The 20,124-nt window shown below is 73.9% G+C and carries 26 protein-coding genes; 17 read left to right on the forward strand and 9 right to left on the reverse strand.

The annotated features are described in order from the left end of the window. Nucleotides 1-36: 36 nt before the first annotated feature. The 4 genes from ABUL08_RS26460 (at nt 37) to ABUL08_RS26475 (ending at nt 2,486) form a co-directional block, all read left to right on the forward strand. Nucleotides 37-114: an Ms5788A family Cys-rich leader peptide gene (locus ABUL08_RS26460; RefSeq protein ID WP_334619740.1), complete on the forward strand. Its 78-nt coding sequence runs from the start codon at nt 37-39 to the stop codon at nt 112-114. A gap of 204 nt (nt 115-318) precedes the next feature. Beyond that, on the forward strand, nt 319-1,167 hold the full coding sequence (locus tag ABUL08_RS26465; RefSeq protein ID WP_242794668.1) for a sulfurtransferase: 849 nt from the start codon (nt 319-321) through the stop codon (nt 1,165-1,167). A gap of 1 nt (nt 1,168) precedes the next feature. Continuing rightward, nucleotides 1,169-1,492 (forward strand): DUF1416 domain-containing protein, encoded by a 324-nt coding sequence (locus ABUL08_RS26470; protein ID WP_350932728.1) that lies wholly within the window; start codon nt 1,169-1,171, stop codon nt 1,490-1,492. Nucleotides 1,493-1,619: 127 nt separating this feature from the next. Beyond that, on the forward strand, nt 1,620-2,486 hold the full coding sequence (locus tag ABUL08_RS26475) for a hypothetical protein (RefSeq protein ID WP_350932729.1): 867 nt from the start codon (nt 1,620-1,622) through the stop codon (nt 2,484-2,486). Between the two features lie 16 nt (nt 2,487-2,502). Here the strand turns inward: ABUL08_RS26475 and ABUL08_RS26480 are convergent, their stop codons facing one another. From ABUL08_RS26480 to ABUL08_RS26490, 3 genes are all read right to left on the reverse strand, one after another. Continuing rightward, nucleotides 2,503-4,557 (reverse strand): amylo-alpha-1,6-glucosidase, encoded by a 2,055-nt coding sequence (locus tag ABUL08_RS26480; RefSeq protein WP_350932731.1) that lies wholly within the window; start codon nt 4,555-4,557, stop codon nt 2,503-2,505. Beyond that, nucleotides 4,554-4,934, reverse strand: a complete 381-nt coding sequence (locus tag ABUL08_RS26485) for an SCP2 sterol-binding domain-containing protein (protein WP_350932732.1) — start codon at nt 4,932-4,934, stop codon at nt 4,554-4,556. Before ABUL08_RS26485 ends, ABUL08_RS26480 begins: the two co-directional genes overlap by 4 nt. 81 nt (nt 4,935-5,015) lie before the next feature. Continuing rightward, the gene (locus tag ABUL08_RS26490) at nt 5,016-5,390 is read right to left on the reverse strand and encodes a DsrE family protein (RefSeq protein ID WP_350932733.1); all 375 of its coding nucleotides are present in this window, start codon (nt 5,388-5,390) and stop codon (nt 5,016-5,018) included. Nucleotides 5,391-5,402: 12 nt separating this feature from the next. On the opposite strand from ABUL08_RS26490, the gene mtfM reads away from it, so the two are divergent. Continuing rightward, nucleotides 5,403-5,507: a small membrane protein MtfM gene (gene mtfM / locus ABUL08_RS26495; protein WP_267897534.1), complete on the forward strand. Its 105-nt coding sequence runs from the start codon at nt 5,403-5,405 to the stop codon at nt 5,505-5,507. Beyond that, nucleotides 5,501-6,091, forward strand: a complete 591-nt coding sequence (locus ABUL08_RS26500) for a heme-binding beta-barrel domain-containing protein (RefSeq protein ID WP_350932735.1) — start codon at nt 5,501-5,503, stop codon at nt 6,089-6,091. Before mtfM ends, ABUL08_RS26500 begins: the two co-directional genes overlap by 7 nt. Before the next feature lie 100 nt (nt 6,092-6,191). Here ABUL08_RS26500 and ABUL08_RS26505 read toward each other — a convergent pair whose 3' ends face one another. Then, entirely contained in the window at nt 6,192-7,064 is an 873-nt protein-coding gene (locus tag ABUL08_RS26505) for an aminotransferase class IV (RefSeq protein ID WP_350932736.1), read from the reverse strand. A gap of 70 nt (nt 7,065-7,134) precedes the next feature. Here ABUL08_RS26505 and ABUL08_RS26510 point away from each other — a divergent pair, with 70 nt between their 5' ends. The 4 genes from ABUL08_RS26510 (at nt 7,135) to ABUL08_RS26525 (ending at nt 10,681) form a co-directional block, all read left to right on the forward strand. Next, nucleotides 7,135-7,563: a Fur family transcriptional regulator gene (locus ABUL08_RS26510; RefSeq protein WP_350932737.1), complete on the forward strand. Its 429-nt coding sequence runs from the start codon at nt 7,135-7,137 to the stop codon at nt 7,561-7,563. Continuing rightward, nucleotides 7,560-8,672: a CAF17-like 4Fe-4S cluster assembly/insertion protein YgfZ gene (gene ygfZ / locus ABUL08_RS26515; protein WP_350932740.1), complete on the forward strand. Its 1,113-nt coding sequence runs from the start codon at nt 7,560-7,562 to the stop codon at nt 8,670-8,672. Before ABUL08_RS26510 ends, ygfZ begins: the two co-directional genes overlap by 4 nt. Before the next feature lie 127 nt (nt 8,673-8,799). Next, nucleotides 8,800-9,627, forward strand: a complete 828-nt coding sequence (locus ABUL08_RS26520; RefSeq protein ID WP_350932741.1) for a beta-keto acid cleavage family enzyme — start codon at nt 8,800-8,802, stop codon at nt 9,625-9,627. 94 nt (nt 9,628-9,721) lie between these two features. Then, nucleotides 9,722-10,681 carry an asparaginase gene (locus tag ABUL08_RS26525; RefSeq protein WP_350932742.1) on the forward strand — a complete coding sequence of 320 codons (960 nt, stop codon included), beginning with the start codon at nt 9,722-9,724 and terminating at the stop codon, nt 10,679-10,681. 218 nt (nt 10,682-10,899) lie between these two features. Here the strand turns inward: ABUL08_RS26525 and ABUL08_RS26530 are convergent, their stop codons facing one another. Further along, the gene (locus ABUL08_RS26530; protein ID WP_350932744.1) at nt 10,900-11,697 is read right to left on the reverse strand and encodes an alpha/beta fold hydrolase; all 798 of its coding nucleotides are present in this window, start codon (nt 11,695-11,697) and stop codon (nt 10,900-10,902) included. Nucleotides 11,698-11,807: 110 nt separating this feature from the next. On the opposite strand from ABUL08_RS26530, the gene ABUL08_RS26535 reads away from it, so the two are divergent. The 5 genes from ABUL08_RS26535 (at nt 11,808) to ABUL08_RS26555 (ending at nt 15,320) form a co-directional block, all read left to right on the forward strand. Beyond that, on the forward strand, nt 11,808-12,383 hold the full coding sequence (locus tag ABUL08_RS26535; protein ID WP_350932745.1) for a helix-turn-helix domain-containing protein: 576 nt from the start codon (nt 11,808-11,810) through the stop codon (nt 12,381-12,383). Continuing rightward, a complete protein-coding gene (locus tag ABUL08_RS26540; RefSeq protein ID WP_350932746.1) occupies nt 12,380-13,072 on the forward strand; it encodes a hypothetical protein in 693 nt (230 codons plus the stop codon). The genes ABUL08_RS26535 and ABUL08_RS26540 overlap by 4 nt, the downstream gene beginning before the upstream one ends. Before the next feature lie 71 nt (nt 13,073-13,143). Beyond that, on the forward strand, nt 13,144-13,467 hold the full coding sequence (locus tag ABUL08_RS26545; protein ID WP_350932747.1) for a DUF2516 family protein: 324 nt from the start codon (nt 13,144-13,146) through the stop codon (nt 13,465-13,467). Next, nucleotides 13,464-14,351, forward strand: coding sequence for an alpha/beta fold hydrolase (locus ABUL08_RS26550; RefSeq protein ID WP_350932749.1), 888 nt, complete (start codon nt 13,464-13,466; stop codon nt 14,349-14,351). The genes ABUL08_RS26545 and ABUL08_RS26550 overlap by 4 nt, the downstream gene beginning before the upstream one ends. 54 nt (nt 14,352-14,405) lie before the next feature. Next, nucleotides 14,406-15,320 (forward strand): SDR family oxidoreductase, encoded by a 915-nt coding sequence (locus tag ABUL08_RS26555; protein ID WP_350932750.1) that lies wholly within the window; start codon nt 14,406-14,408, stop codon nt 15,318-15,320. On the opposite strand, the gene ABUL08_RS26560 is transcribed toward ABUL08_RS26555, so the two are convergent. Further along, the gene (locus ABUL08_RS26560) at nt 15,311-16,330 is read right to left on the reverse strand and encodes a helix-turn-helix transcriptional regulator (protein ID WP_458329388.1); all 1,020 of its coding nucleotides are present in this window, start codon (nt 16,328-16,330) and stop codon (nt 15,311-15,313) included. The genes ABUL08_RS26555 and ABUL08_RS26560 overlap by 10 nt on opposite strands. Before the next feature lie 64 nt (nt 16,331-16,394). Between ABUL08_RS26560 and ABUL08_RS26565 the strand changes: the two genes are divergently transcribed. Together ABUL08_RS26565 and ABUL08_RS26570 are read left to right on the forward strand one after the other, a co-directional pair. Further along, the gene (locus tag ABUL08_RS26565; protein WP_350932752.1) at nt 16,395-17,186 is read left to right on the forward strand and encodes an EI24 domain-containing protein; all 792 of its coding nucleotides are present in this window, start codon (nt 16,395-16,397) and stop codon (nt 17,184-17,186) included. Between the two features lies 1 nt (nt 17,187). Further along, the gene (locus ABUL08_RS26570; RefSeq protein WP_350932753.1) at nt 17,188-17,700 is read left to right on the forward strand and encodes an O-acetyl-ADP-ribose deacetylase; all 513 of its coding nucleotides are present in this window, start codon (nt 17,188-17,190) and stop codon (nt 17,698-17,700) included. A 30-nt stretch (nt 17,701-17,730) separates the two neighbouring features. On the opposite strand, the gene ABUL08_RS26575 is transcribed toward ABUL08_RS26570, so the two are convergent. The 3 genes from ABUL08_RS26575 to ABUL08_RS26585 form a co-directional block, all read right to left on the reverse strand. Further along, a complete protein-coding gene (locus tag ABUL08_RS26575) occupies nt 17,731-18,627 on the reverse strand; it encodes a GNAT family N-acetyltransferase (RefSeq protein ID WP_350932755.1) in 897 nt (298 codons plus the stop codon). Nucleotide 18,628: 1 nt separating this feature from the next. After that, complete coding sequence (locus ABUL08_RS26580) at nt 18,629-19,033, reverse strand: RidA family protein (protein WP_350932756.1); 405 nt, start codon at nt 19,031-19,033, stop codon at nt 18,629-18,631. Nucleotides 19,034-19,114: 81 nt separating this feature from the next. Then, a complete protein-coding gene (locus ABUL08_RS26585; protein WP_350932757.1) occupies nt 19,115-20,122 on the reverse strand; it encodes a LacI family DNA-binding transcriptional regulator in 1,008 nt (335 codons plus the stop codon). Nucleotides 20,123-20,124 lie beyond the last annotated feature (2 nt).

Raw genomic sequence — 20,124 nt, forward strand, 5'->3', positions numbered from 1 at the left:
TGGCGTCGCACGGCTCGGCTGGTAAGCTCCCTGCTCATGGGGACGCTCCTCACCAAACGGCGCGCGGTCGACCTGTGCCGCGTGGCCGCCTGCCTGTGTCGCCCCGTCATCTGACGGCGGGGCTGTCCTCGGCTGCCTAGCAGCCACCAGCACGCAGGGTCCGCGTATCCTCCCGTGCTCTCTTCCAACGCCCGGCAGCGGCGCCGTCGCACGAACCCGTGATCCGTTCCTACTATGGGTCCGGCGCGTGGTGCGACGCTCACGTCCATCGATCTACGCGCGCTGGCTCACCATCCATCCTCAGCAGGGAGTGATCTGATGAGTCGCGACACCGCGCTCGTCTCGGCCGAGTGGGCCGAGAAGAACATCGACGCCCCGGGCGTCGTCTTCGTCGAGGTCGACGAGGACACCTCGGCCTACGACACCGGCCACATCGCCGGCGCGATCAAGCTCGACTGGCGGACCGACCTCCAGGACCCGATCCGCCGGGACTTCGTCAACAAGTCCCAGTTCGAGGCGCTGCTCTCCGAGCGCGGCATCGCCAACGACGACACCGTGATCCTCTACGGCGGCAACAACAACTGGTTCGCCGCGTACGCGTACTGGTACTTCAAGCTCTACGGCCACGGTGACGTCAAGCTCCTCGACGGCGGCCGCAAGAAGTGGGAGCTGGACGCCCGCCCGCTGGTCACCGACAAGGTGTCCCGGCCGGCCACGCAGTACGTCGCGCAGGAGCCGGACACCTCGATCCGGGCCTTCCGCGACGAGGTCGTGGACGCGATCGGCACCAAGAACCTGGTCGACGTGCGCAGCCCCGACGAGTACGCCGGTCGGCTGCTCGCCCCGGCCCACCTGCCGCAGGAGCAGGCCCAGCGCGCCGGCCACGTGCCCACCGCGATCAGCGTCCCGTGGTCGAAGGCGGCCAACGAGGACGGCACCTTCAAGTCCGACGACGAGCTGCGCAAGATCTACGCCGCGGCCGGCCTGGACGACGGCAAGGAGACCATCGCGTACTGCCGGATCGGCGAGCGCTCCTCGCACACCTGGTTCGTGCTCCAGGAGCTGCTCGGCCACCGGAACGTGAAGAACTACGACGGATCCTGGACCGAGTACGGCTCGCTGGTCGGCGTGCCGGTCGCGCTCGGCGACGAGCCCGGGGAGGCCTGAGATGACTGCTCCTACCGCTGCCGGGTGCGCCGCGCCCGACCAGGCCGCCCCGCTGCCGGCCAGCCTGGACCTGGAGAAGGAAACCGTGATCACCGGCGTCGTGCAGGCCGAGTCCGGCGAGGTCGTGCCGGGCGCGTACGTCCGGCTGCTCGACGGCACCGGTGAGTTCACCGCCGAGGTGGTGACCTCCCCGGCCGGCCAGTTCCGGTTCTTCGCCGCGCCGGGCAACTGGACCCTGCGGGCGCTCTCCCGGCACGGCAACGGCGACACCGCCGTCACCGCAGCCCGGGGGATCAACGAGGTGAGCGTCACCGTCGCCGCCTGACCCACGCTCCGTTCGGCCCGGGGGCCGGTCACCCGTACGTCGGGTGACCGGCCCCCGGCCGTCGGCGGCCCACCCGACGTCCCCGGGCCGGCGGTGGCGGGGTGCCGCAGCGTGACACGATGGCCCGGTGAGTGGTGCTGTCCAGGCGGGATACGCCCCGCCGACCGGTCCCGACCAGCCGACGTCCGGCCGGCGATGGGTGCGCTGGCTGGTTGCCGCGACCGTGCTCTGGGCGGTGCTGCTCGCCGTGCTGACCTGGTTCTCCATCCGCGACGACCCGCCGACCGTGCGGGAGCAGCGCAGCCTGGCCGAGGCCGGGCCGGTGACCGACCGGGCGGTGGGCGAGCTGCTGGCGGCGGCCGGCGACGGCGGCGCGGCGCGGCTCCTGCCGGACGTCCTGCGCACCGGCTGCCGGATCACCCCGATGGAGGACGGCGCCGCGCTGACCCGTGGGGTGGAGGTGCTGCTCCCCGGCGACGACGCGCGCGGGCTGCTCCAGCGGGTGGCCGACCGGCTGCCGGCGAGCTGGCGGGCCGGGGTGGAGACCACCGGCGACGGGCCGGTGCTGCGGGCCGACGCCGGCGAGTTCGTCGCGGTGGAGGGGCACGCCACCGGCGCCGACCGGGTCCGGTTCACCGCCGCGACCGGGTGCCGCCCGGTCGGCGACGGCTACCGCCCCCTCGCCGGCGGTGGGGGGCCGGAGACGGACCAGGCCACCGCGCTGCTGCGGGCCTGGGGTGGACCGGCGGGCCAGGTGGACCACGTCGCCGCGGCCTGCCCGGGGGGCGCGACCGCCCGCACGGCCCGCGCCGAGTCGGCCCCGGCCGCGGACCGACCCTCCCTGGCGGACGCGCTGGCGGCGGCCCGCGGCGGCGCCGTCGGAGTTCGGGCCACCCCCGAGGTGTACGCGTGGCGCGCCGCCGGCACCTCCGTCGTCGCCGAACGGGTCGACGACCGGATCCGGGTCACCGTCACCACCGGCTGCGACGCCTGATCCCGCCGCCCCGCCGTCAGTGCTTGTCGCGGTGGTCGTGCGGGGTACGGCTGCGGCCGAGGGCGTCCACCCGGCCCCAGCGGCCGGGGATGTCGAGCAGTTCCACCCGACCCATCCCGTCGGGCACGGCCGGGTCGATGATCAGGTGTTCGCCCTGCGGTTCGAGGCCGAGCATCACCCGCAGCAGCAGCAGCGGGGTGCCTGCCGACCAGGCCTGCGGGCTGCACGCCGTCGGGTACTGCACCGGATAGTCGGTCAGGTCGCGCTCGTAGCCGGCGAACGCCTCCGGGAGCCGGCCGTCGAAGTACCGGGACGCGTCGAGGATCGCCTCGCAGATCCGGCCGGCCTCCTCCCGGAACCCGTACTTCCACAGGCCCCAGGCGATGATCGAGTTGTCGAACGGCCAGACCGTGCCGACGTGGTAGCCGATCGGGTTGTACCGCCCCTCGTCGTCGGCGAGGGTCCGCACTCCCCAGCCGGAGAAGAGCCGGGGACCGAGCAGGTGTTCGGCGATCCGCCCGGCCCGGGAGTCGTCGACGATCCCGCTCCACAGCAGGTGCCCGATGTTGGAGGAGAGGGCGTCCACCTGCTTTCCCTCCGGGTCCAGCGCCAGCGCGTAGTACTCCCGGTCCGGGATCCAGAAGTCGCGGTTGAACCGCTCCTTCAGCGCGGCGGCCTCCCGTTCCAGCCGGTCGGCGTACGCGGGGTCGTTCCAGAACGTCCGGGCCAGCCGGGCGCCGCGCAGCTTGGCGTCGTAGGCGTACCCCTGGAGTTCGCAGGTGGCGCGGGGGAACCCGGGCAGCCGGCCGTCGCGGTAGGAGATGGAGTCCCAGGAGTCCTTCCAGCACTGGTTCTGCAGGCCGGTCTCGGGATTTCGGGTCCGGTACCAGACGTAACCGGTGCCGAGCAGGTCGCCGTAGCTGTCGATCCAGTCCAGCGCCCCCCGGGCCTGGAACTCCAGTTGCCGGACCATGGTGGCGTCGCCGGTCCACCGCTCGTACTCGTCGAGGAGGACGACGAAGAGGGGCGAGGTGTCCGCCGAGCCGTAGTACGGGGAGTGCGGCTGCTCCTCGAAACCGGCGGTCTCGCCGTACCGGAGTTCGTGCAGGATCTTGCCGGGCTCCTCGTCCCGGAAGTCGTCCAGCCGGCTGCCCTGGAGGCCGGCCAGCATCAGGATGGTTGGCGAGATCAACTCGGGCAGGAAAGGGAGGACCTGCAACGAGGTGAAGATGCTGTCCCGGCCGAAGAGGGTCATGAACCAGGGCAGGCCGGCGGCGAGCAGCCGTACGCCCAGCGTGATCGACTCGTACCGGAGTGCCGCCAGGTCGTTGAGGCTGCGCCGGTACGCGCCGGCCAGCGGCTGGCAGTCGCACCCGAGCTGCGGCGCCCGGTTCAGCAGCTCGTCCTGCTCGGCGTGGATCGCACCGGCCGAGCGGTGCCCGCCGAGCGGCAGGGTGGCCCGGATGTCCTCGCCCCGGGCGCCGTAGATGACCGTGGCCACGTGCAGCCGGGTGGTCCACTCACCGTGCGGGGCGACCCGGATCCGGAAGGTCATGCCCTGCTCGTCGATGTCGCCCGGGGCGGAGGTGCTGACCACCACCTCCCGGTGGAACGCCTCCCGCTGGTAGCCGATCCGCAGCTCGCCGTCGCGGACCGTGGGGACGGAGCGGCCCTTCTTCTGTCGCTGGTGCTTGATCTCGAAGAGGTCGGCGAAGTCGGCGGCCATGTCGAGCCGGAGCGTGAAGCCGACCTCCTGCTCCGAGTGGTTGAGCACGGTCAGCTCCTCGGCGAAGCTGCCGCCGATCGAGCGGCTGCGGATCACCGACACCTTGGCGTCGAGGTAGTGCGTCGGTTCGCCGGGGACCAGGAAGAACCGGGTCCGGTACGACTCGGCGTCGTCGATGGAGAGGGTGTGCAGCCGCTGCCCGTTGAGGGTGAGCAGCCAGGTGGAGAGGAACCGGGTGTCGAAGGAGAAGAGCCCGGTGGGGAAGTCGAAGGACGGCTCGATGTCGCCGCGCCGGTCGCAGACCAGGAAGGTGTTGCCGTCGAGGATGCTGACCCGTTCCTTCATGACGGCCGTCCGACCTCTTCGCGCGCGGTCTCCCGGGGATCCCGGGTGCCGGGTGGGGCGGGGAAGAAGCGCCGGAAGGCCAGGAAGAGCGACACCTTCCCGGTGAAGGTGCTCTCGTTGCGGATCATCGCCGCCATGCCGTCGTCGCGGCCGGAGATCAGCCGCTCGAAGAGGTCGTGGCTGCCGTACCAGGTGGCGTCGGCCTCGCCCGGCCCCCGGCTGACCCGGGCCGACCCGGGACCCAGCTCGACGAGCCAGTGCTCGGTACGGTTGTCGGTGGTCAGGTTGATCTGGAGGGTCCCGCTGACCGGGCCGCGGACCACCGCCTGGGCACTCGTCGGCAGTGCCGCGAAGAACTGCTCGATCGCCTCGCCCACATCCGAATCGTAGGCAGTGGGCCGACATGTGGGGTCAGTATCCGCACACCGCCCGAAAAGGACAGGCCGGGCGGGTGGGCGTCAGTAGACCAGGGCCTGTGCGCCCTCGGTCATCGCCTCCTCGACGAAGACGGCGGCGCCGGCGATCCGTACCCCCGGGATCACGTCGTCCGGCCCGATGTCCCGCCGGGCGGCGCACTGGGTGCACGCCGTCACCCGGCCGGTCGTCAGGATGACGTGCAGCAGCTCGGGCAGCGGCGCGGAGTGCGGCAGGTCGAACTCCTGCGCCCGGCCGGGGAGCGCGAACCAGGTCGACTCACCGGTCAGCCAGAGCGACACGTCCACGCCGGCCGCGGCGGCGGTCGCCGCCACGGTGAACGCCTGGGCGCACCGCTCGGGGGCGTCGGCGCCGGCGGTGACCTTGACGACGAGAGAGCGGGCCATGGGGCCCAGCATAGGATGGCCGGGATGGTTACCGAGATCGGGTTCGTCAGCCTGCTGGTCGCCGGCCTGGGCGCGCTCGCCGGTGGCCTGGTCTATCTGGCCGTACGCATCTCAAGGGGTAGATGGTGAGCGACAACCCGCTTCAGCCGCCGTGGCTGAACGCGCCTCCGGTCGAGGAGTACCCGTACGAGGAGAGCCACGACCTGCGCGTCGGCCCGAAGCTGCACCCGAGCCTGGACGGCCTGCTGCCGTACATCGGGGTGTGGCGGGGGCGCGGGCGGGGCGGCTTCCCGAGCATCGAGGACTTCGACTTCGCGCAGGAGATCCGGATCAGCCACGACGGCCGGCCGTTCCTGTTCTACGAGTCGCGGGCCTGGATCCTGGACGAGCAGAGCCGGCCGGTGCGCCCGGCCGGTCGTGAGGTCGGCTGGTGGCGTCCGGTCATGGACGGCGACCGGGTCACCGACGAGATCGAGGCCCTGATGACCGTGCCGACCGGCGTGATGGAGCTGCACATCGGCAAGCGCAAGGGCACCCAGATCGAGTTCGCCACCGACGCGGTCGTCCGGACGGCCACCGCCAAGGAGGTCACCGCCGGTGCCCGCCTCTTCGGCATCGTCGAGGGCGCCCTCCTCTACGCCCAGGAGATGGCCGCCGTGGGCCACCCCCTCAGCCCCCACCTCTCCGCCCGCCTAACCCGCGTAGCCGGCTGACCCCCACCCCCACCCCACCCCACCCCACCCGCACCCCACTGCGGCGTTGATCAAGAAGTTTGCGTCAGCGACGAGACCAAATCTGACGCAAACTTCTTGATCAACTCGTCGTCGTCGGGGCGGGGGCGGGGACGGGGAAGCCGAGGAGGGTGAGGAGGGTGGGGGTGTGGTCGGAACTCGGCAGGGGGGTGGTGTCGAGGGTGCGGATCTCGGTCAGGCCGCGGACGGACGAGGTCAGCCAGGCGCCGTCGGCGGTGGTCAGCTCCGCCGGGGTGACCATCCGTTCCGCCGCGGTGAGGCCCAGCTCGGGCGCGTGGTCGAGGAGCCAGCGGGCGGTGGTGCCGGGCAGGACGCCGGTGGCGGTGGGCGGCACCGTGCAGAGCGTTCCGCCGGAGAGCCAGACCACGTTCGCGCTGGGCCCCTCCAGCACGTAGCCCTCGGTGGAGAGCCAGAGCACGTCGTCCACGCCGTTGCGGGTCGCCCAGCGGCGGGCGGCGGTGCTCACCGCGTACGACGTGGACTTGGCGCCGGTCGGCAGCCAGTCCAGCCCGGCGCGGACCTCGGCCGACACCCCGAGGGGCAGGGTCGCCACGGTCACCCCGTCCCGGCGGGCCCGCCGGGACGCCGCCGGCACCTCGGCGAGGGTGGCCCAGACCGTCGGCAGTCCGCCGCCCTCCGGTCCCCGGGTGCAGACCAGCCGCAGCGCCCCCTCCACCTCGGCCGGCCAGCCCGACCGGACCGTGTCCAGCAACTCGACCAGCACGCCGTCGGGGGGCAGCGGCAGCTCCAGGGCCGCCGCGCCGGCCCGGAGCCGGGCCAGGTGGGCGTCGAGCAGCCAGGGTCGGCCGGCGCGCAGGTGCAGGGTCTCGAAGAGGCCGTCGCCGTGCAGCGCGCCCCGGTCGTCGCCGCGCAGCACCGCCTCCCCGGCCGGTACGACACCTCGGCCGAGCACCGCCACCCGCGCTGCCATCACGACCGTCGAGCCTAGTGGCGTACGCCATCGGTGCCCGGACCGGCGCGGCGGCCCGAACTATGATCGGACGGTGTCCGAATCCTCCCTGGCGGAACTGCTCCGCTCCCGTGGGCTGCGGCTGACGGCGCAGCGGCAGTTGGTCCTCCAGGCGGTGCTGGAGCTGGGGCACGCCACGCCGGAGCAGGTGCACACGGCGGTCCGCGAGGTCGCCGCCGGGGTCAACATCACCACCATCTACCGCACCCTGGAGCTGTTGGAACGGCTCGGCCTGGTGACCCACACCCACCTGTCGCACGGTTCGCCGACCTATCACGCGGCCGGCGAGCACCAGCACGTCCACCTGGTCTGCCGGGAGTGCGGCGCGATCGACGAGATCGATCCCGAGCTGCTCCGCCCGCTCGCCGACCAGTTGGCCACCCAGCGCGGATTTCGGGTCGACATCGGGCACGTGGCGCTCTTCGGCGTCTGCGGCCACTGCGAGGACGGGGAACAGAAATGATCGACATCGCGGGAGCGGTGGCCGCCGAGGCGATCGACGAGGAGACCCGGGACCAGCCCGAGCCGGCCCACCGGGCGGCCGGGGTGCGGGGCGTGGCCGCCCACTACGGCGACCCGATGCGGGAGCAGCGCACCCTCTCCACCGCGGTCGGCCTGGTGGACCGGTCGCACCGGGGCGTGCTGGCGGTGCCCGGCGAGGAACGGATCTCCTGGCTGCACACCCTGACCAGCCAGCACCTCGCCGCGTTGAGCGCCGGCCAGGGCACCGAACTGCTGGTGCTCTCCCCGCACGGGCACGTCGAGCAGCACGCGATGGTCGCCGAGGACGGCGCGACCACCTGGCTGGACACCGAGCCGGGGGCCGCCACCGGCCTGCTGACCTACCTGGAGCGGATGCGGTTCTTCAGCAAGGTGGAGCCGCGCGACGTCACCGCCGACCACGCGCTGCTGTCGCTGGTCGGGCCGGCGGCCGCCGACGCGCTCGCCCCGCTCGGCGTCACCGGGCTCGCCGCGCCCGACGTGGTCGCGGTGCCGGGTCCGAAGTTCCGCGCCGGGGAGCTGCCACCACGGCCCACCGTCGTGTACGACGTACGGCCGCTGCCGATCGGCGGGTGGGCCCGCCGGGTGGCACTGGGCGTGGACCTGCTGGTGCCCCGGGCGGCGATGACCCAGGTGGTGGACGAGCTGCGGGGTGCCGGGGTGCCGGTGGCCGGGCTGTGGGCGTACGAGGCGGTGCGGGTGGCCGCCCGGCAGCCCCGGGTGGGGGTGGACACCGACCACCGGACGATTCCCGCCGAGGTCCGCCTGATCGCCCCGGCCGTCCACCTGGACAAGGGCTGCTACCGGGGTCAGGAGACGGTGGCCCGGGTGCACAACATGGGCAAGCCGCCGCGTCGTCTCGTCCTGCTGCACCTGGACGGCGTGACCACCGACCAGCCCCCGACCGCCGGTACGCCGGTGACCCTGGACGGCCGGGCGGTCGGCTTCGTCGGCACCGCCGTGCACCACCACGAGCTGGGCCAGGTCGCCCTCGCGGTGCTGAAGCGGAACGTCCCCGACGACGCCCGGCTGATGGTCGGGGAGACCGCCGCCGCCATCGACCCGGCGTAAGGATGCCGCACTGACAGCCGAAAGGCGGGAAGTTTTCCGTTTCCGGGCGCGCTGGCCAATTGTTCTTACGTGCTGACCCGGCTCCGGCCGTCGACCGGAGCCGGGTCGGGCGGTTAGGATCCCCGGCATGACGACAGGGACGTTGATCACGGTTGCCCCCACCGGCGCGGAGTCGGCCAAGGCGGAGGTGCCGGCGCTGCCGGTCACCCTCGACGAGCTGCTGCTGACCGCCAAGGAGTGCGAGGCGCTCGGCGCCGCCGTGATCCACGTCCACATCCGCGACGACGAGGCGAAGCCGACCCTGGACCAGGGCCGCCTGCGGGAGACCGTGGCGGCGCTGCGGGACAGCACCGACCTGATCGTGCAGCTCTCCTCCGGCGGCGCGGTGACCGACCCCGAGTCGGCCCGGCTGGCCGTGCTGGACGCCGCGCCGGACATGGCCTCCTGCACCATGGGCACGCTCAACTTCGGCGACGACGTCTTCCTCAACCGGTGGGAGTTCATCGTCGACCTGCACACCCGGATGCAGGAGAAGGGCATCGTGCCCGAGTACGAGATCTTCGACCTGGGTCACCTGACCGCCCTGCAACGCCTGCTCGGCAAGCACGGCCTGCCGCACGGCGGGCACGTGCACGTCGACTTCGTGATGGGCGTACCGGGTGGCATGCCGGGCACCACCGGGACCCTGGTCGCCGCCCACCAGATGCTGCGGGACCTGCCCGAGGGCACCACCTTCTCGGCCACCGGGATCGGGCGCAGCACCATTCCGGTGATGCTGGCGTCGCTGTCGGCCGGGGGCCACCTGCGGGTCGGCATGGAGGACACGGTCAGCTACGCCAAGGGTCGGCCGGTCGAGTCCAACATGCAGCTCGTCGCCCGCGCGGTCGGCTTCGCCCAGCTCGCGCAGCGTCCGCCGCTGACCACCGCCGAGGCCCGTACGCTGCTCGGCCTGTAAGGACGCCCCCACCGCCCACCCCTGTACGCGGCACGTCGACGTGCCTGGTCACCCCGCTGCGGACCGGTCCCGAGGCGTCGGTACCGTCCACCTCGTGGGAAAGACGTACGAGGGCGGCGTGCCGCTCGCCGAGGTGGTCCGGTCCGAGTTCGTGGAGGGCGTCCACCGCGGTTCGGTGGTGGTGCTCGACGCGACCGGCGCGACGGTGGCCGGGGCGGGGGACGTCACCTCGCCGATCTTCCCGCGTTCGGCCAGCAAGCCGATGCAGGCCATCGGCATGCTCCGGGCCGGGCTGACGCTGACCGAGCCGGCGGACGTCGCGCTGGTCGCCGCGAGCCACGCGGGCGAGGAGTTCCACCTGGAGCGGGTCGCCGCGCTGCTGCGCGGTGCCGGGCTGGACGACTCCGCCCTGCACTGCCCGCCGGACCTGCCCTTCGGTGAGGACGCCCGGACTGCGGTGCTGCGGGCGGGCGGCGGTCCCACCCGGATCCAGATGAACTGCTCCGGCAAGCACAGCGGCATGCTGCTGACCTGTCTGGCCGCCGGCTGGCCGCTGGACCGGTACTGGCGGCCCGAGCACCCGCTCCAGCAGGCGCTGCGGGCGGCGGTCGAGGAGTTCACCGGCGAGGAGGCGGCGGCCGTCGGCGTCGACGGTTGCGGGGCGCCGGTGCTCGCGGTGTCGTTGACCGGGCTGGCCGAGGCGTTCCGGCGGCTGGTCGAGGCGGAGCCCGGCACCGTGGAGCGGAGGGTGGCCGACGCGATGCGGGCGTACCCCGAGCTGGTGGGTGGCACCCAGGCCGACGACACCCGGCTGATGCGGGGCGTACCCGGGTTGCTGGCCAAGGTGGGCGCGGAGGGTGTCTTCGCGGCGGCGGTCCCCGGCGTCGGCGCCGTCGCCCTCAAGATCGACGACGGCGCGGTCCGCGCGCGGATGCCGGTGCTGGTCTCGGCGCTGCGCCGGCTCGGCGTCGACGCCCCCGTCCTGACCGAGTACGCCGAGGTGCCGCAGCTCGGCGGCGGCCTCCCGGTGGGCGCGGTCCGCGCCGTCTGGTGACCCGCCCGGCCGGGGACCCGGGGCGCAGCGGGGCCGACCTGTCGGCGGTCACGGAAGGTGACCTCCGTGCGACGAGGGGTCGGGTCGGGCGATATGCCTCAGCGGCATGAATATGACGCCGAGGCATATCGCTCCTGATGGCGTACGGCCGTCCGGGTCGACGCGCGGGCGGTGCCGGGCGGAGGTGGTGCCGCGGGCGGCCGGCGGGCGGCCTGCGCTCAGGGCAGGAAGTCGAGCAGGGCGGCGTTGACCGGCTCGGGGCGCTCCAGCGGCAGCAGGTGCCCGGCGTCGGGGACGTCCGGCAGCCGGGTCCCGTGCGGCGCCTCGGCGGCGATCCGGTCGGCGAGCCGACCGATGTCCGGCACGTCGGCCGCGCCGGCGGTGGCCAGCACCGGCATCCGTAGTTCGCCGAGCCGGTCGATCGCCGGCGGGTCGAGTTCGCCGGCCTCGACGGCGCTGAGCGCCAGTTCGGCGGCGAGCGCCCGCCGGTCCATCTCCTCGGCGAACCGGATCAGCTCCGGGTCCACGTCCTCCGGCCGGCGGTGCGGGCCGACCACCCAGAACCGCACCTCACCGGCGGCGCTGGCGGCGAAGTCCTCGGGATCGACCTCGCCGACCAGGGTCTCCCAGAGCTGCTCGGTCTCCTCCGACCACTGGTTGCCGGAGACGGGGCTGCCGAGGAGCGCGAGCGCGCTCACCCGGTCCGGGTGGGCCAGTGCGGTGTCCACCGCCACCTTGCCCCCGAAGGAGCAGCCGACCAGCGCGGCCCGCCCGATGCCGAGCGCGTCCAGCAGCCCGACCACGTCGTCGTGGTGGGCGAAGTCGGCGGGCGGCAGTTCCGAGTCGCCGTAGCCGCGCAGGTCGAGGGCGATCACCCGGTGCCGGGTGGCGAGCGCGGGCACCTGGGCGCGCCACATCCGCCGGTCGGCGATGCCGGCGTGCAGCAGCACCACCGGCGAACCGCTGCCGGCCTCGTCATACGCGAGCAGGGCACCGTTCACTTCGATCTTGGCCACGCCAGGACGGTACGGACCGGACGGCGGGTACGCAACGGCCTTCTGAGACCTTGCTAACTCCCGCTAGCGTTTTGCTTGCAGCAGCTAGCGGGCCGGGATACCGTCGAGTCATGGCCACCTCCAAGGACCTTCCCGACGTCGGCGGGTTCATTCGCGACCTGCGGCGCAACGCGAAGATCTCGCTCCGGCAGCTCGCCGAGCAGGCCGGCGTCAGCAACCCGTACCTCAGCCAGATCGAGCGCGGCCTGCGCAAGCCCAGCGCCGAGGTGCTCCAACAGCTGGCCAGCGCGCTGCGGGTCTCCACCCCGGCGATGTACCTGCGGGCCGGCCTGCTGGACGACAAGGAAGGCCAGGGGGTGCTCGCGGCCATCGCGGTCGACCCCGAGCTGACCATGGCGCAGAAGCAGTCGCTCACCCAGATCTACGAGACGTTCCGCCGGGAGAACGCGCGGCTCGCCGAGGCGACCGCCGCCACCGAGCCGGTCCCGTCGGCCTCCGCGCCGGCCACCGCCCCGGAGGCCCCGGCCACCGTCGCCCCCGCCGCGACCGGCCCCACGACGCCGGACGGCACCCCGACCGAGGCCGTCCTCGAATCGGTCGCCGTCACCGAGGCGGGCACCGCCCCCGCCCCGACCACCGCCGCCCCCAAGAACAAGGCCGCCGGTGCGGCCGAAGAGGAGAAGTGATGACCCAGCCGAAGACCAACCGCATCCCGGCCCCGTTCTACGCCGCCGCCGGCGCCGGCGAGCTGGCCCTCCAGCAGCTGCGCAAGCTCCCCACCGTGGTCACCGACCTCGGCACCAAGGTCGTCGCCGACCTCGGCGGCAAGGCCGTCGTCCACGGCTTCGAGCTGCGCCAGAAGGCCACCGAGACGCTGAAGACCGCCAACGTCACCGCGACCGGCCTGCGCGAGAAGGCCGTCCCGGCCGACCTCGACCTGGACAAGCTCCGCGAGGCCGCCACCCGCAACGCCGCCGTCGTGCTGGCCGCCGCCGAGGCCGCGCAGGAGCGCGCCCTGGCCGGTGCCCAGGCCGCGCAGGCGCGGGCCCTGGCCGCGTACGCCGAGCTGGTCGCCCGCGGTGAGCGGGTCGTCGGCGCCGGCGTGCTGGAGGCCGCCGACACGGTGAACGCGGACATCGAGGCGACCGAGGCCGCCAGCCCCGAGGCCGTCGCGACCCTGCCGGCGGAGCCCGTCGTCGCCCCGGCCGAGGTGCCGACCCCGGCCGAGGTGGCCGAGATCGTCGAGGCCAAGCCGGCCGCCGCGAAGACCCCGCGGACCCGGGCCACCAAGGCCACCGCGGCGAAGGCCGCCACCGCCACCCCGTCGGCGAAGCTGCCGAAGGCCACCAAGCGGACCCGCCCGGCCGCCGAGTAGTCGAACCGGACCGACGGCCCCGGAAGCGTCCTACGGGACGTTTCCGGGGCCGTCGGCATAAGCTTGCCGGCATGGCCTACGCCGCGCCGATCTTCGCCTTCGAAGTCCGCTACGTGATCGAGCTGCTCCTGCTCGTCTTCGCCCTGGTCGTTGAGGGCGTCGCCCTGGTGCACGCGATCACCCAGCGCTCCGACGCGTTCCCCGCGATCGGCACCCTGCCCAAGGGCGGCTGGATCGCCATCCTGGCGGTCTGCCTGGTGCTGACCCTGCCGTTCTTCGGCTTCGGCGGGGTGCTGAGCCTCTTCGGACTGGTCGGCATCGCGGCCGGCCTGATCTATCTGCTCGACGTCCGGGTCGGCCTGCGCGACCTGCACGACGGCAAAGGCTTCTGGTGAGAGGTTTCCGCTGGCCCCCGCCGCCGGACGGCGGGCCCCGCACCTGGGGCCCCGGCCCCGGCGGGCCCCGCACCGGTCGCCCCGCCCTGCCGGAGCCGGAGACCGAGCTGATCACCACCCCGCACGGGGTGTGCCTCGAACGACTGGTCACCGGCACCGGTGACCCGGTGACGGTGTTCGCCCACGGGCTCGGCAACGGCATCGCCACCACCCGCCCCTTCGGCAGCGCGGTCACCGGCCGCCGGATCTTCTTCCAGTTCCGTGGGCACGGGCGCTCCGACTCCCCGCCCGGACCGTGGAGCTACCTCGACCTGGCCCGCGACCTGCGGGCCGTCGCCGACCTCGGCGGCGCGAGCCGGGCCTTCGGCGCCAGCCTCGGTGCCGGCGCGCTCTGCCGGCTGCTGGTGGAGAGCCCCGACCGCTTCGAGAAGCTGGTCTTCTTCCTGCCGGCCGTGCTCGACCGGCCGCGCGGCGAGGTGGCCCGCACCCGGCTCACCGACCTGCTCGACGCGGTGGAGAGCGGGGACGCCTCGGCCGTCGCCGACGTGGTCGCGATGGAGCTGCCGCCGTCGGTGCGGAACACCCCGGCCGGGTGGGCGTACCTGCGGCAGCGGTTGGACCAGCTGCTGCGCGACGGGCTCGCCCCCGGGCTGGCCAGCCTCCCCGAGCAGGTGCCGCTGCGCGACGCCGGCGCGCTCGCCGCGGTCACCGCCCCGGCGTTGGTGATCGGCTGCGCCGGCGACGACCTGCACCCGGCGGCCGTCGCCGAGGAGCTGGCCGCCGCGCTGCCGCACGCCACCCTGCACGTGTACGACCGCCCGGGCGTGCTCTGGTCCGACCGCGCCGACCTGCGCCAGCGGATCTCCTCCTTCCTGAACGACTGACGTCGCCCGCGAATCCGGACCTCGGCTGTCAGGTATCGCTGACAGCCTCGGTGCATGACACAACCGCTGACAGGAAAGATCGCGCTGGTCGCCGGGGCGACCCGGGGTGCCGGCCGGCAGATCGCCGTCCAGCTCGGCGCGGCCGGGGCCACCGTCTACGCCACCGGCCGCAGCACCCGGGCCCGCCGCTCGGAGCTGGACCGGCCCGAGACCATCGAGGAGACCGCCGAGCTGGTCACCGCCGCCGGCGGCACCGGCATCGCCGTCGCCGTCGACCACCTGGACCCTGAGCAGGTACGCCGCCTGGTCGACCGGATCGACGCCGAGCAGAGCCGGCTCGACGTGCTGGTCAACGACGTCTGGGGCGCCGACCCGCTGATCACCTGGGAGAAGCCCGTCTGGGAGCAGCCCCTCGACGCGGGCTTCCGTACGCTGCGGCTGGCCGTGGACACCCACATCATCACCAGCCACTTCGCCCTGCCGCTGCTGATCCGCAACCCCGGCGGGCTGGTGGTCGAGATCGGCGACGGCACCCGGGAGCACAACGACGCCAACTACCGGCTCTCGGTCTTCTACGACCTGGCCAAGGTGTCGGTCAACCGGCTCGCCTTCACCCAGGCGCACGAGCTGGAGCCGCACGGCTGCACGGCGGTCGCGCTGACCCCCGGCTGGCTGCGCTCCGAGGCGATGCTGGAGCACTTCGGCGTCACCGAGGCGAACTGGCGGGACGGCGCGGCGAAGGAGCCGCACTTCGTCATGTCCGAGACGCCGGCCCTCGTCGGGCGGGCGGTCGCCGCGCTGGCCGCTGACCCGGACCGGGCCCGCTGGAACGGCAGGTCCCTCGACAGTGGCGGCCTCGCCCAGGTGTACGGCTTCACCGACCTCGACGGCACCCGCCCGCACTGGGCGCGCTACTACACGGAGATCGTCGAGCCGGGCCGGCCGGCCGACGACACCGGCTACCGCTGACCGTCCACCGGCGGGTCCGGCGCTTCGGGCGGCCCCGGCGGTTCGGCGTACCGGGCGGCGGAGCGGCGGGCCGCCTCGGCGCAGCGGGCCCGTAGCTCCGGCGGGTCGAGCACCTCCACCTCCGGGCCCAGCCGGAGCAGCACGTCGTACGCCACCGGGACGGACTCGACGGGCAGCCGGGTGACCACCCAGCCCTGCCCGTCGGGTTCGCCCGCGGCGGCCACCGCCGCCTCGTACGCGAAGGGGGCCTCGGCCACGTGCCGGAGCGTGCGCAGGCCGGCGGGGCTGAGCCGGACGGTGACCTCGGCCCGCAGCATGCCCCGCAGGAACGCCTCGGCCTGCTCCCGCCAGTACCCGCCGAGGTCGAAGCCGTCGTCCCGGATGAAGGTCTCCTCGCCCACCTCGACGCCCGTCACCCGGTCCACCCGGTACGTCCGGATGTCCGCGCCGACCCGGCCCACCAGATACCAGACCCCGCTCTTGAGCACCAGCCCGTACGGCTGCACCGTGCGGGTGACCTCCCGTTCGCCACGCCGGTAGCGCAGTTGCACCACCCGGTCCCGCCAGACCGCCCCGGCCAGCCCGGTCAGCCACGGCGGCGGTGTCGACTCCCGGAACCAGCCCGGCACGTCGAGGTGGAACCGCTGCCCGGTCCGCGTCGACGCGTCCCGCAGGCTCGGCGGCAGCGCGGCCAGCACCTTCAACTCGGCGGCGGCCACCGCGTCGGCCAGCCCCATCTCGCCGGCCGGTCCGGGCAGCCCGGCGAGGAAGAGCGCCTCCGCCTCGTCGCGGGTCAGCCCGGTCAGCCGGGTCCGGAAGCCGCCGAGCAACCGGTAGCCGCCGGCCCGCCCCCGGTCGGCATAGACCGGCACCCCGGCGGCGGAGAGCGCCAGCACGTCCCGGTAGACCGTCCGCTCGGACACCTCCAGCTCCCGCGCCAGCTCGGCCGCCGTCATCGTCTCCCGCGCCTGGAGCAGCAGCACCAACGAGATCAACCGCGACGCCCGCACCCGTCCCATTGTCCAGGCTCCGGATCCCGGCCCCCGGTGCGCCCGGCGGTTAGGCTCTGCGGTCGTGAACGCACCCCGCCTGGCCGCGCCCGTCACCGGCGCCGTCACCCGGTTCCTCGCCGGCGCCGGTCTGCTGCTGCGCGGCATCGGCCTGTACGTCCGCAGCCCCGGGCTGATGCTGCTCGGCGTCGTGCCCGCGCTGATCTCCGGCGCGCTCTTCCTGGGCGCGTTCGTCGCCCTGGTGTACTTCGTGGACGACCTCGCCGCGCTGGTCACCCCGTTCGCCGACGACTGGTCGTCGACCTGGCGCAGCGTGGTACGGGTGGTCGCCGGGCTGGCCTTCCTCGGCCTGGGCGGGCTGCTCGGGGTGCTCGCCTTCACCGCGGTCACCCTGGTCATCGGCGACCCGTTCTACGAGAAGATCTCCGAACGCGTCGAGGAGCGGTACGGCGGCACCCCCAACGCCGTCGACGTGCCGTTCTGGGCGTCGCTGCGGCGCAGCGTCGTCGACTCGCTGCGGCTGGTGGCGATCTCCGCGCTGGTCGGCGTCCCGCTCTTCGCGGCCGGGTTCATCCCGGTGGTCGGGCAGACCGTCGTACCCGTGATCGGTGCGGCGGTGGGCGGCTGGTTCCTCGCGCTGGAGCTGGTCGGCGCGCCGTTCTACCGGCGCGGCATGCGGCTGCCCGACCGGCGTTCGCTGCTGAAGGCGGACCGGCCGACCACCCTCGGGTTCGGGGTGGCCGTGTTCCTCTGCTTCCTGATCCCGCTCGGCGCGGTGCTGGTCATGCCGGCCGCCGTGGCCGGCGCCACCCTGCTCGCCCGCCGGTCGCTCGGCCAGCCCATCGAGGAGCGCTGACATGGAGATCACCCTGGTCGAGGGGGACATCACCGCCCAGCAGGTCGATGTGATCGTCAACGCCGCCAACTCGTCGCTGCTCGGCGGTGGCGGCGTGGACGGGGCGATCCACCGGCGGGGCGGGCCGGCCATTCTCCAGGAGTGCCGGGCGCTGCGCGCCTCCCGCTACGGCCGGGGTCTGCCCACCGGTCAGGCCGTCGCCACCACCGCCGGCGACCTGCCGGCCCGCTGGGTGGTGCACACCGTCGGCCCGGTCCACTCGACCGGCGAGGACCGGTCGGCCCTGCTGCGCGACTGCTACGCCAACAGCCTCCGGGTCGCCGACGAGCTGGGCGCGGCCACCGTCGCCTTTCCGCTGATCTCCGCCGGCGTCTACGGCTGGCCGGTCGAGGACGCGGTACGCCAGGCGCTGACGGTGCTCCGCGCGGCGACCCCGGCCCACGTCACCGAGGCCCGCCTGGTCCTCTTCGGCCACGACACGTACGCCACCGCCGAGCGGGTCACCGCCGGCTGACCCCGCCGACCGTGCCGGGCCGGGGCGGCGTCAGCCCAGCTCGGCGAGGCAGGACCACTGAGTGGCCACCCTTCGGTACCCGAGCCGCTCGTTGATCGCCAGCATCGGCGCGTTCGTCTCGTCGTTGGAGGTGTAGGCGACGCTGACCCCGGTGGCGCGGGCGCGGTGCAGCGCGGCGAGCTTCGCCAGCCGGGCCAACCCCCGGCCCCGGAACGCCGGCAGGGTGGCCGTCATGTCCGACCACATCCGGTCGCCGTCCCGCTTCACCAGGCTGAAGGACACCAGCTCCTCGTCGACCTCGACGGCGATGCTGGCCGCCCGGTCCAGCCCCAGGTTGTCCCAGACCTCGTAGCGCCAGTTGCGATAGCTGAGCGCGTGGTTGGGCGCGTCACCCGGCTCGTCGGCGGCGGCCGCCACGTGGGCGGCGTGCAGCCGGCGCGGATCGAGCCCGGCCAGCGGCAGCAGCCGTACCCCGTCCGGGGCGGCCGGCAGCGGCGGCGTGTCCCGCAGTTCCAGTGCCGAGTAGCGCAGCTCCCGGGTCGGCGTGAAGCCGTGCCGGCGGGCGAAGGGCAGCGACTCGGTGCGCGCCCAGGCCCGCACCCGGCGGATCCCGAGCGGGCGCAGGTGGCCGAGCGCCGCGTCCAGCAGGGCGTCGCCGACGCCCCGGCCGCGCTGCTCGGGGTGGACGTGCAGCAGGGAGACGTCCCCGGAGTCGGCCGTCGAGGTCTGGCCGTTCCGGTAGGCCGACACCCAGCCGACCACCCGATCGTCGCGCTCGGCGACGAAGGCGGTCCACTCCTCACCGGGCGGCGGTTCGGCGATCATCCGGCGGGTCGACTCGACCCCGCGTACCAGGTAGGGGTGGACCCGCGCGCGCAGCGCCACGACGGCGGGCGCGTCGTCGGGGCGGGCCGTCCGGATCAGCACCTCAGGCCTGCTCGGGCAGGGCGGCGACGGCCTCGACCTCGACGAGCTGGTCGGGATAGCCCAGCACGGTCACCCCGAGCAGGGTGCTCGGCGGGTCGTGGTCGCCGAAGGCGTCCCGGACCACCTCCCAGACGGTCACCAGGTCGGCCCGGTCGGTCGTGGCGACGTACACCGTGGTCTTGACGACGTCGGTCAGCCGGGCACCGGCGGCGGCCAGGGCGGTCTCCAGGTTGGCCATGACCTGCCGGGCCTGCGCGGCATGGTCGCCGGGGGCGACGGTACGACCGTCGGCGTCCAGCGGGCAGGCCCCGGCGGTGAAGACCAGTCGGGCCGGGGAGGCGGTCGCGGCGTACGCGTACTCGGCGACGTCGGAGAGTTCGGGCACGTGGACGAGGGCTACGGTCACCCGCCGACCGTAGTGCCGGGTGCGCCGCCGGGCGACCGGTTAACCGGGCCCCTGGGCAACGACAGGCGTTGCCCAGGGGACTCAGGCGGAGTCGCGGACGACGAGTTCGGTCGGCAGCATGAGGGCGTGCTCGATCGGCTCGCCGGCGGCGATCCGGAGCAGTTGCCGGGTCATCGCCCGCCCCAGCTCCACTATCGGTTGCCGGATCGTGGTCAGCGGCGGCTCGGTGTAGGCCGCCGTCTCGATGTCGTCGAACCCGATCACCGCGACGTCCTGCGGCACCCGCCGGCCCGCCTCGCGGAGGGTGCGCAGGGCGGCGTGCGCCATCAGGTCGGAGGCGGCGAAGACCGCGTCCAGGTCGGGGTGGTCGGCGAGCAGCCGGCGCATGGCCGCCGTGCCGGACTCCCGGGTGAAGTCCCCGTACGCGACCAGCATCGGCAGCCCGGCCGCGGTGACCGTGTCCCGGTAGCCGTCGAGCCGTTCGATGCCGGCGACCATGTCCTGCGGGCCGGCGATGGTGGCGATCCGGCGCCGACCGCTCTCGATCAGGTACCGCACCGCGCGGCTGACCCCGCCGACGTGGTCGACGTCGACGTAGGGCACCTCGGCGCCGTCCAGCGGCCGACCGCTGCACACCACCGGTATGCCGAGCCGGGCCAGTCTGCCGGGCAGTGGGTCCTCGCCGTGCAGCGAGGCGAAGAGCACCCCGTCCACGTGCCGCCCGGTGGTGTAGCGCTCGACCCGTTCGTGACCGGCCGGGGAGCCGGCCAGCATCAGCACGAGCTGCTTGTCGGCGGCCTCCAGCTCCTGGGCCGCCCCCCGGATGATCCCCGGGAAGACCTGGTCGTCGGAGAAGACCCGGGTCGCCGCCTCGGGCATGACCAGGGCGACCGAGTCGGTGCGCTGGGTGACCAGGCTGCGGGCGGCGAGGTTCGGGACGTACCCGAGCTCCTCGACCGCCCGTCGGACCGCCTCCTGGATGGATTCCGCGACGGTGGTGGAGCCGTTGACCACCCGGGAGACTGTGGCCCGCGACACACCTGCGCGTCGGGCCACCGCCTCCAGGGTCGGTCGTTGTGCCGTCGTCATCC

Source organism: Micromonospora sp. CCTCC AA 2012012 (assembly GCF_040499845.1).
Taxonomy (GTDB): Bacteria; Actinomycetota; Actinomycetes; order Mycobacteriales; family Micromonosporaceae; genus Micromonospora; species Micromonospora mangrovi.

Coding starts and splice junctions, on each gene's coding strand:
- ABUL08_RS26460 (WP_334619740.1), top strand. CDS start 37: ATGGGGACGCTCCTCACCAAACGGCGCGCGGTCGACCTGTGCCGCGTG.
- ygfZ (WP_350932740.1), top strand. CDS start 7,560: ATGATCGACATCGCGGGAGCGGTGGCCGCCGAGGCGATCGACGAGGAG.
- ABUL08_RS26570 (WP_350932753.1), top strand. CDS start 17,188: ATGGAGATCACCCTGGTCGAGGGGGACATCACCGCCCAGCAGGTCGAT.
- ABUL08_RS26585 (WP_350932757.1), bottom strand. CDS start 20,122: ATGACGACGGCACAACGACCGACCCTGGAGGCGGTGGCCCGACGCGCA.
- ABUL08_RS26500 (WP_350932735.1), top strand. CDS start 5,501: ATGGTGAGCGACAACCCGCTTCAGCCGCCGTGGCTGAACGCGCCTCCG.
- ABUL08_RS26520 (WP_350932741.1), top strand. CDS start 8,800: ATGACGACAGGGACGTTGATCACGGTTGCCCCCACCGGCGCGGAGTCG.
- ABUL08_RS26470 (WP_350932728.1), top strand. CDS start 1,169: ATGACTGCTCCTACCGCTGCCGGGTGCGCCGCGCCCGACCAGGCCGCC.
- ABUL08_RS26545 (WP_350932747.1), top strand. CDS start 13,144: ATGGCCTACGCCGCGCCGATCTTCGCCTTCGAAGTCCGCTACGTGATC.
- ABUL08_RS26480 (WP_350932731.1), bottom strand. CDS start 4,557: ATGAAGGAACGGGTCAGCATCCTCGACGGCAACACCTTCCTGGTCTGC.
- ABUL08_RS26555 (WP_350932750.1), top strand. CDS start 14,406: ATGACACAACCGCTGACAGGAAAGATCGCGCTGGTCGCCGGGGCGACC.
- ABUL08_RS26490 (WP_350932733.1), bottom strand. CDS start 5,390: ATGCTGGGCCCCATGGCCCGCTCTCTCGTCGTCAAGGTCACCGCCGGC.
- ABUL08_RS26535 (WP_350932745.1), top strand. CDS start 11,808: ATGGCCACCTCCAAGGACCTTCCCGACGTCGGCGGGTTCATTCGCGAC.
- ABUL08_RS26465 (WP_242794668.1), top strand. CDS start 319: ATGAGTCGCGACACCGCGCTCGTCTCGGCCGAGTGGGCCGAGAAGAAC.
- mtfM (WP_267897534.1), top strand. CDS start 5,403: ATGGTTACCGAGATCGGGTTCGTCAGCCTGCTGGTCGCCGGCCTGGGC.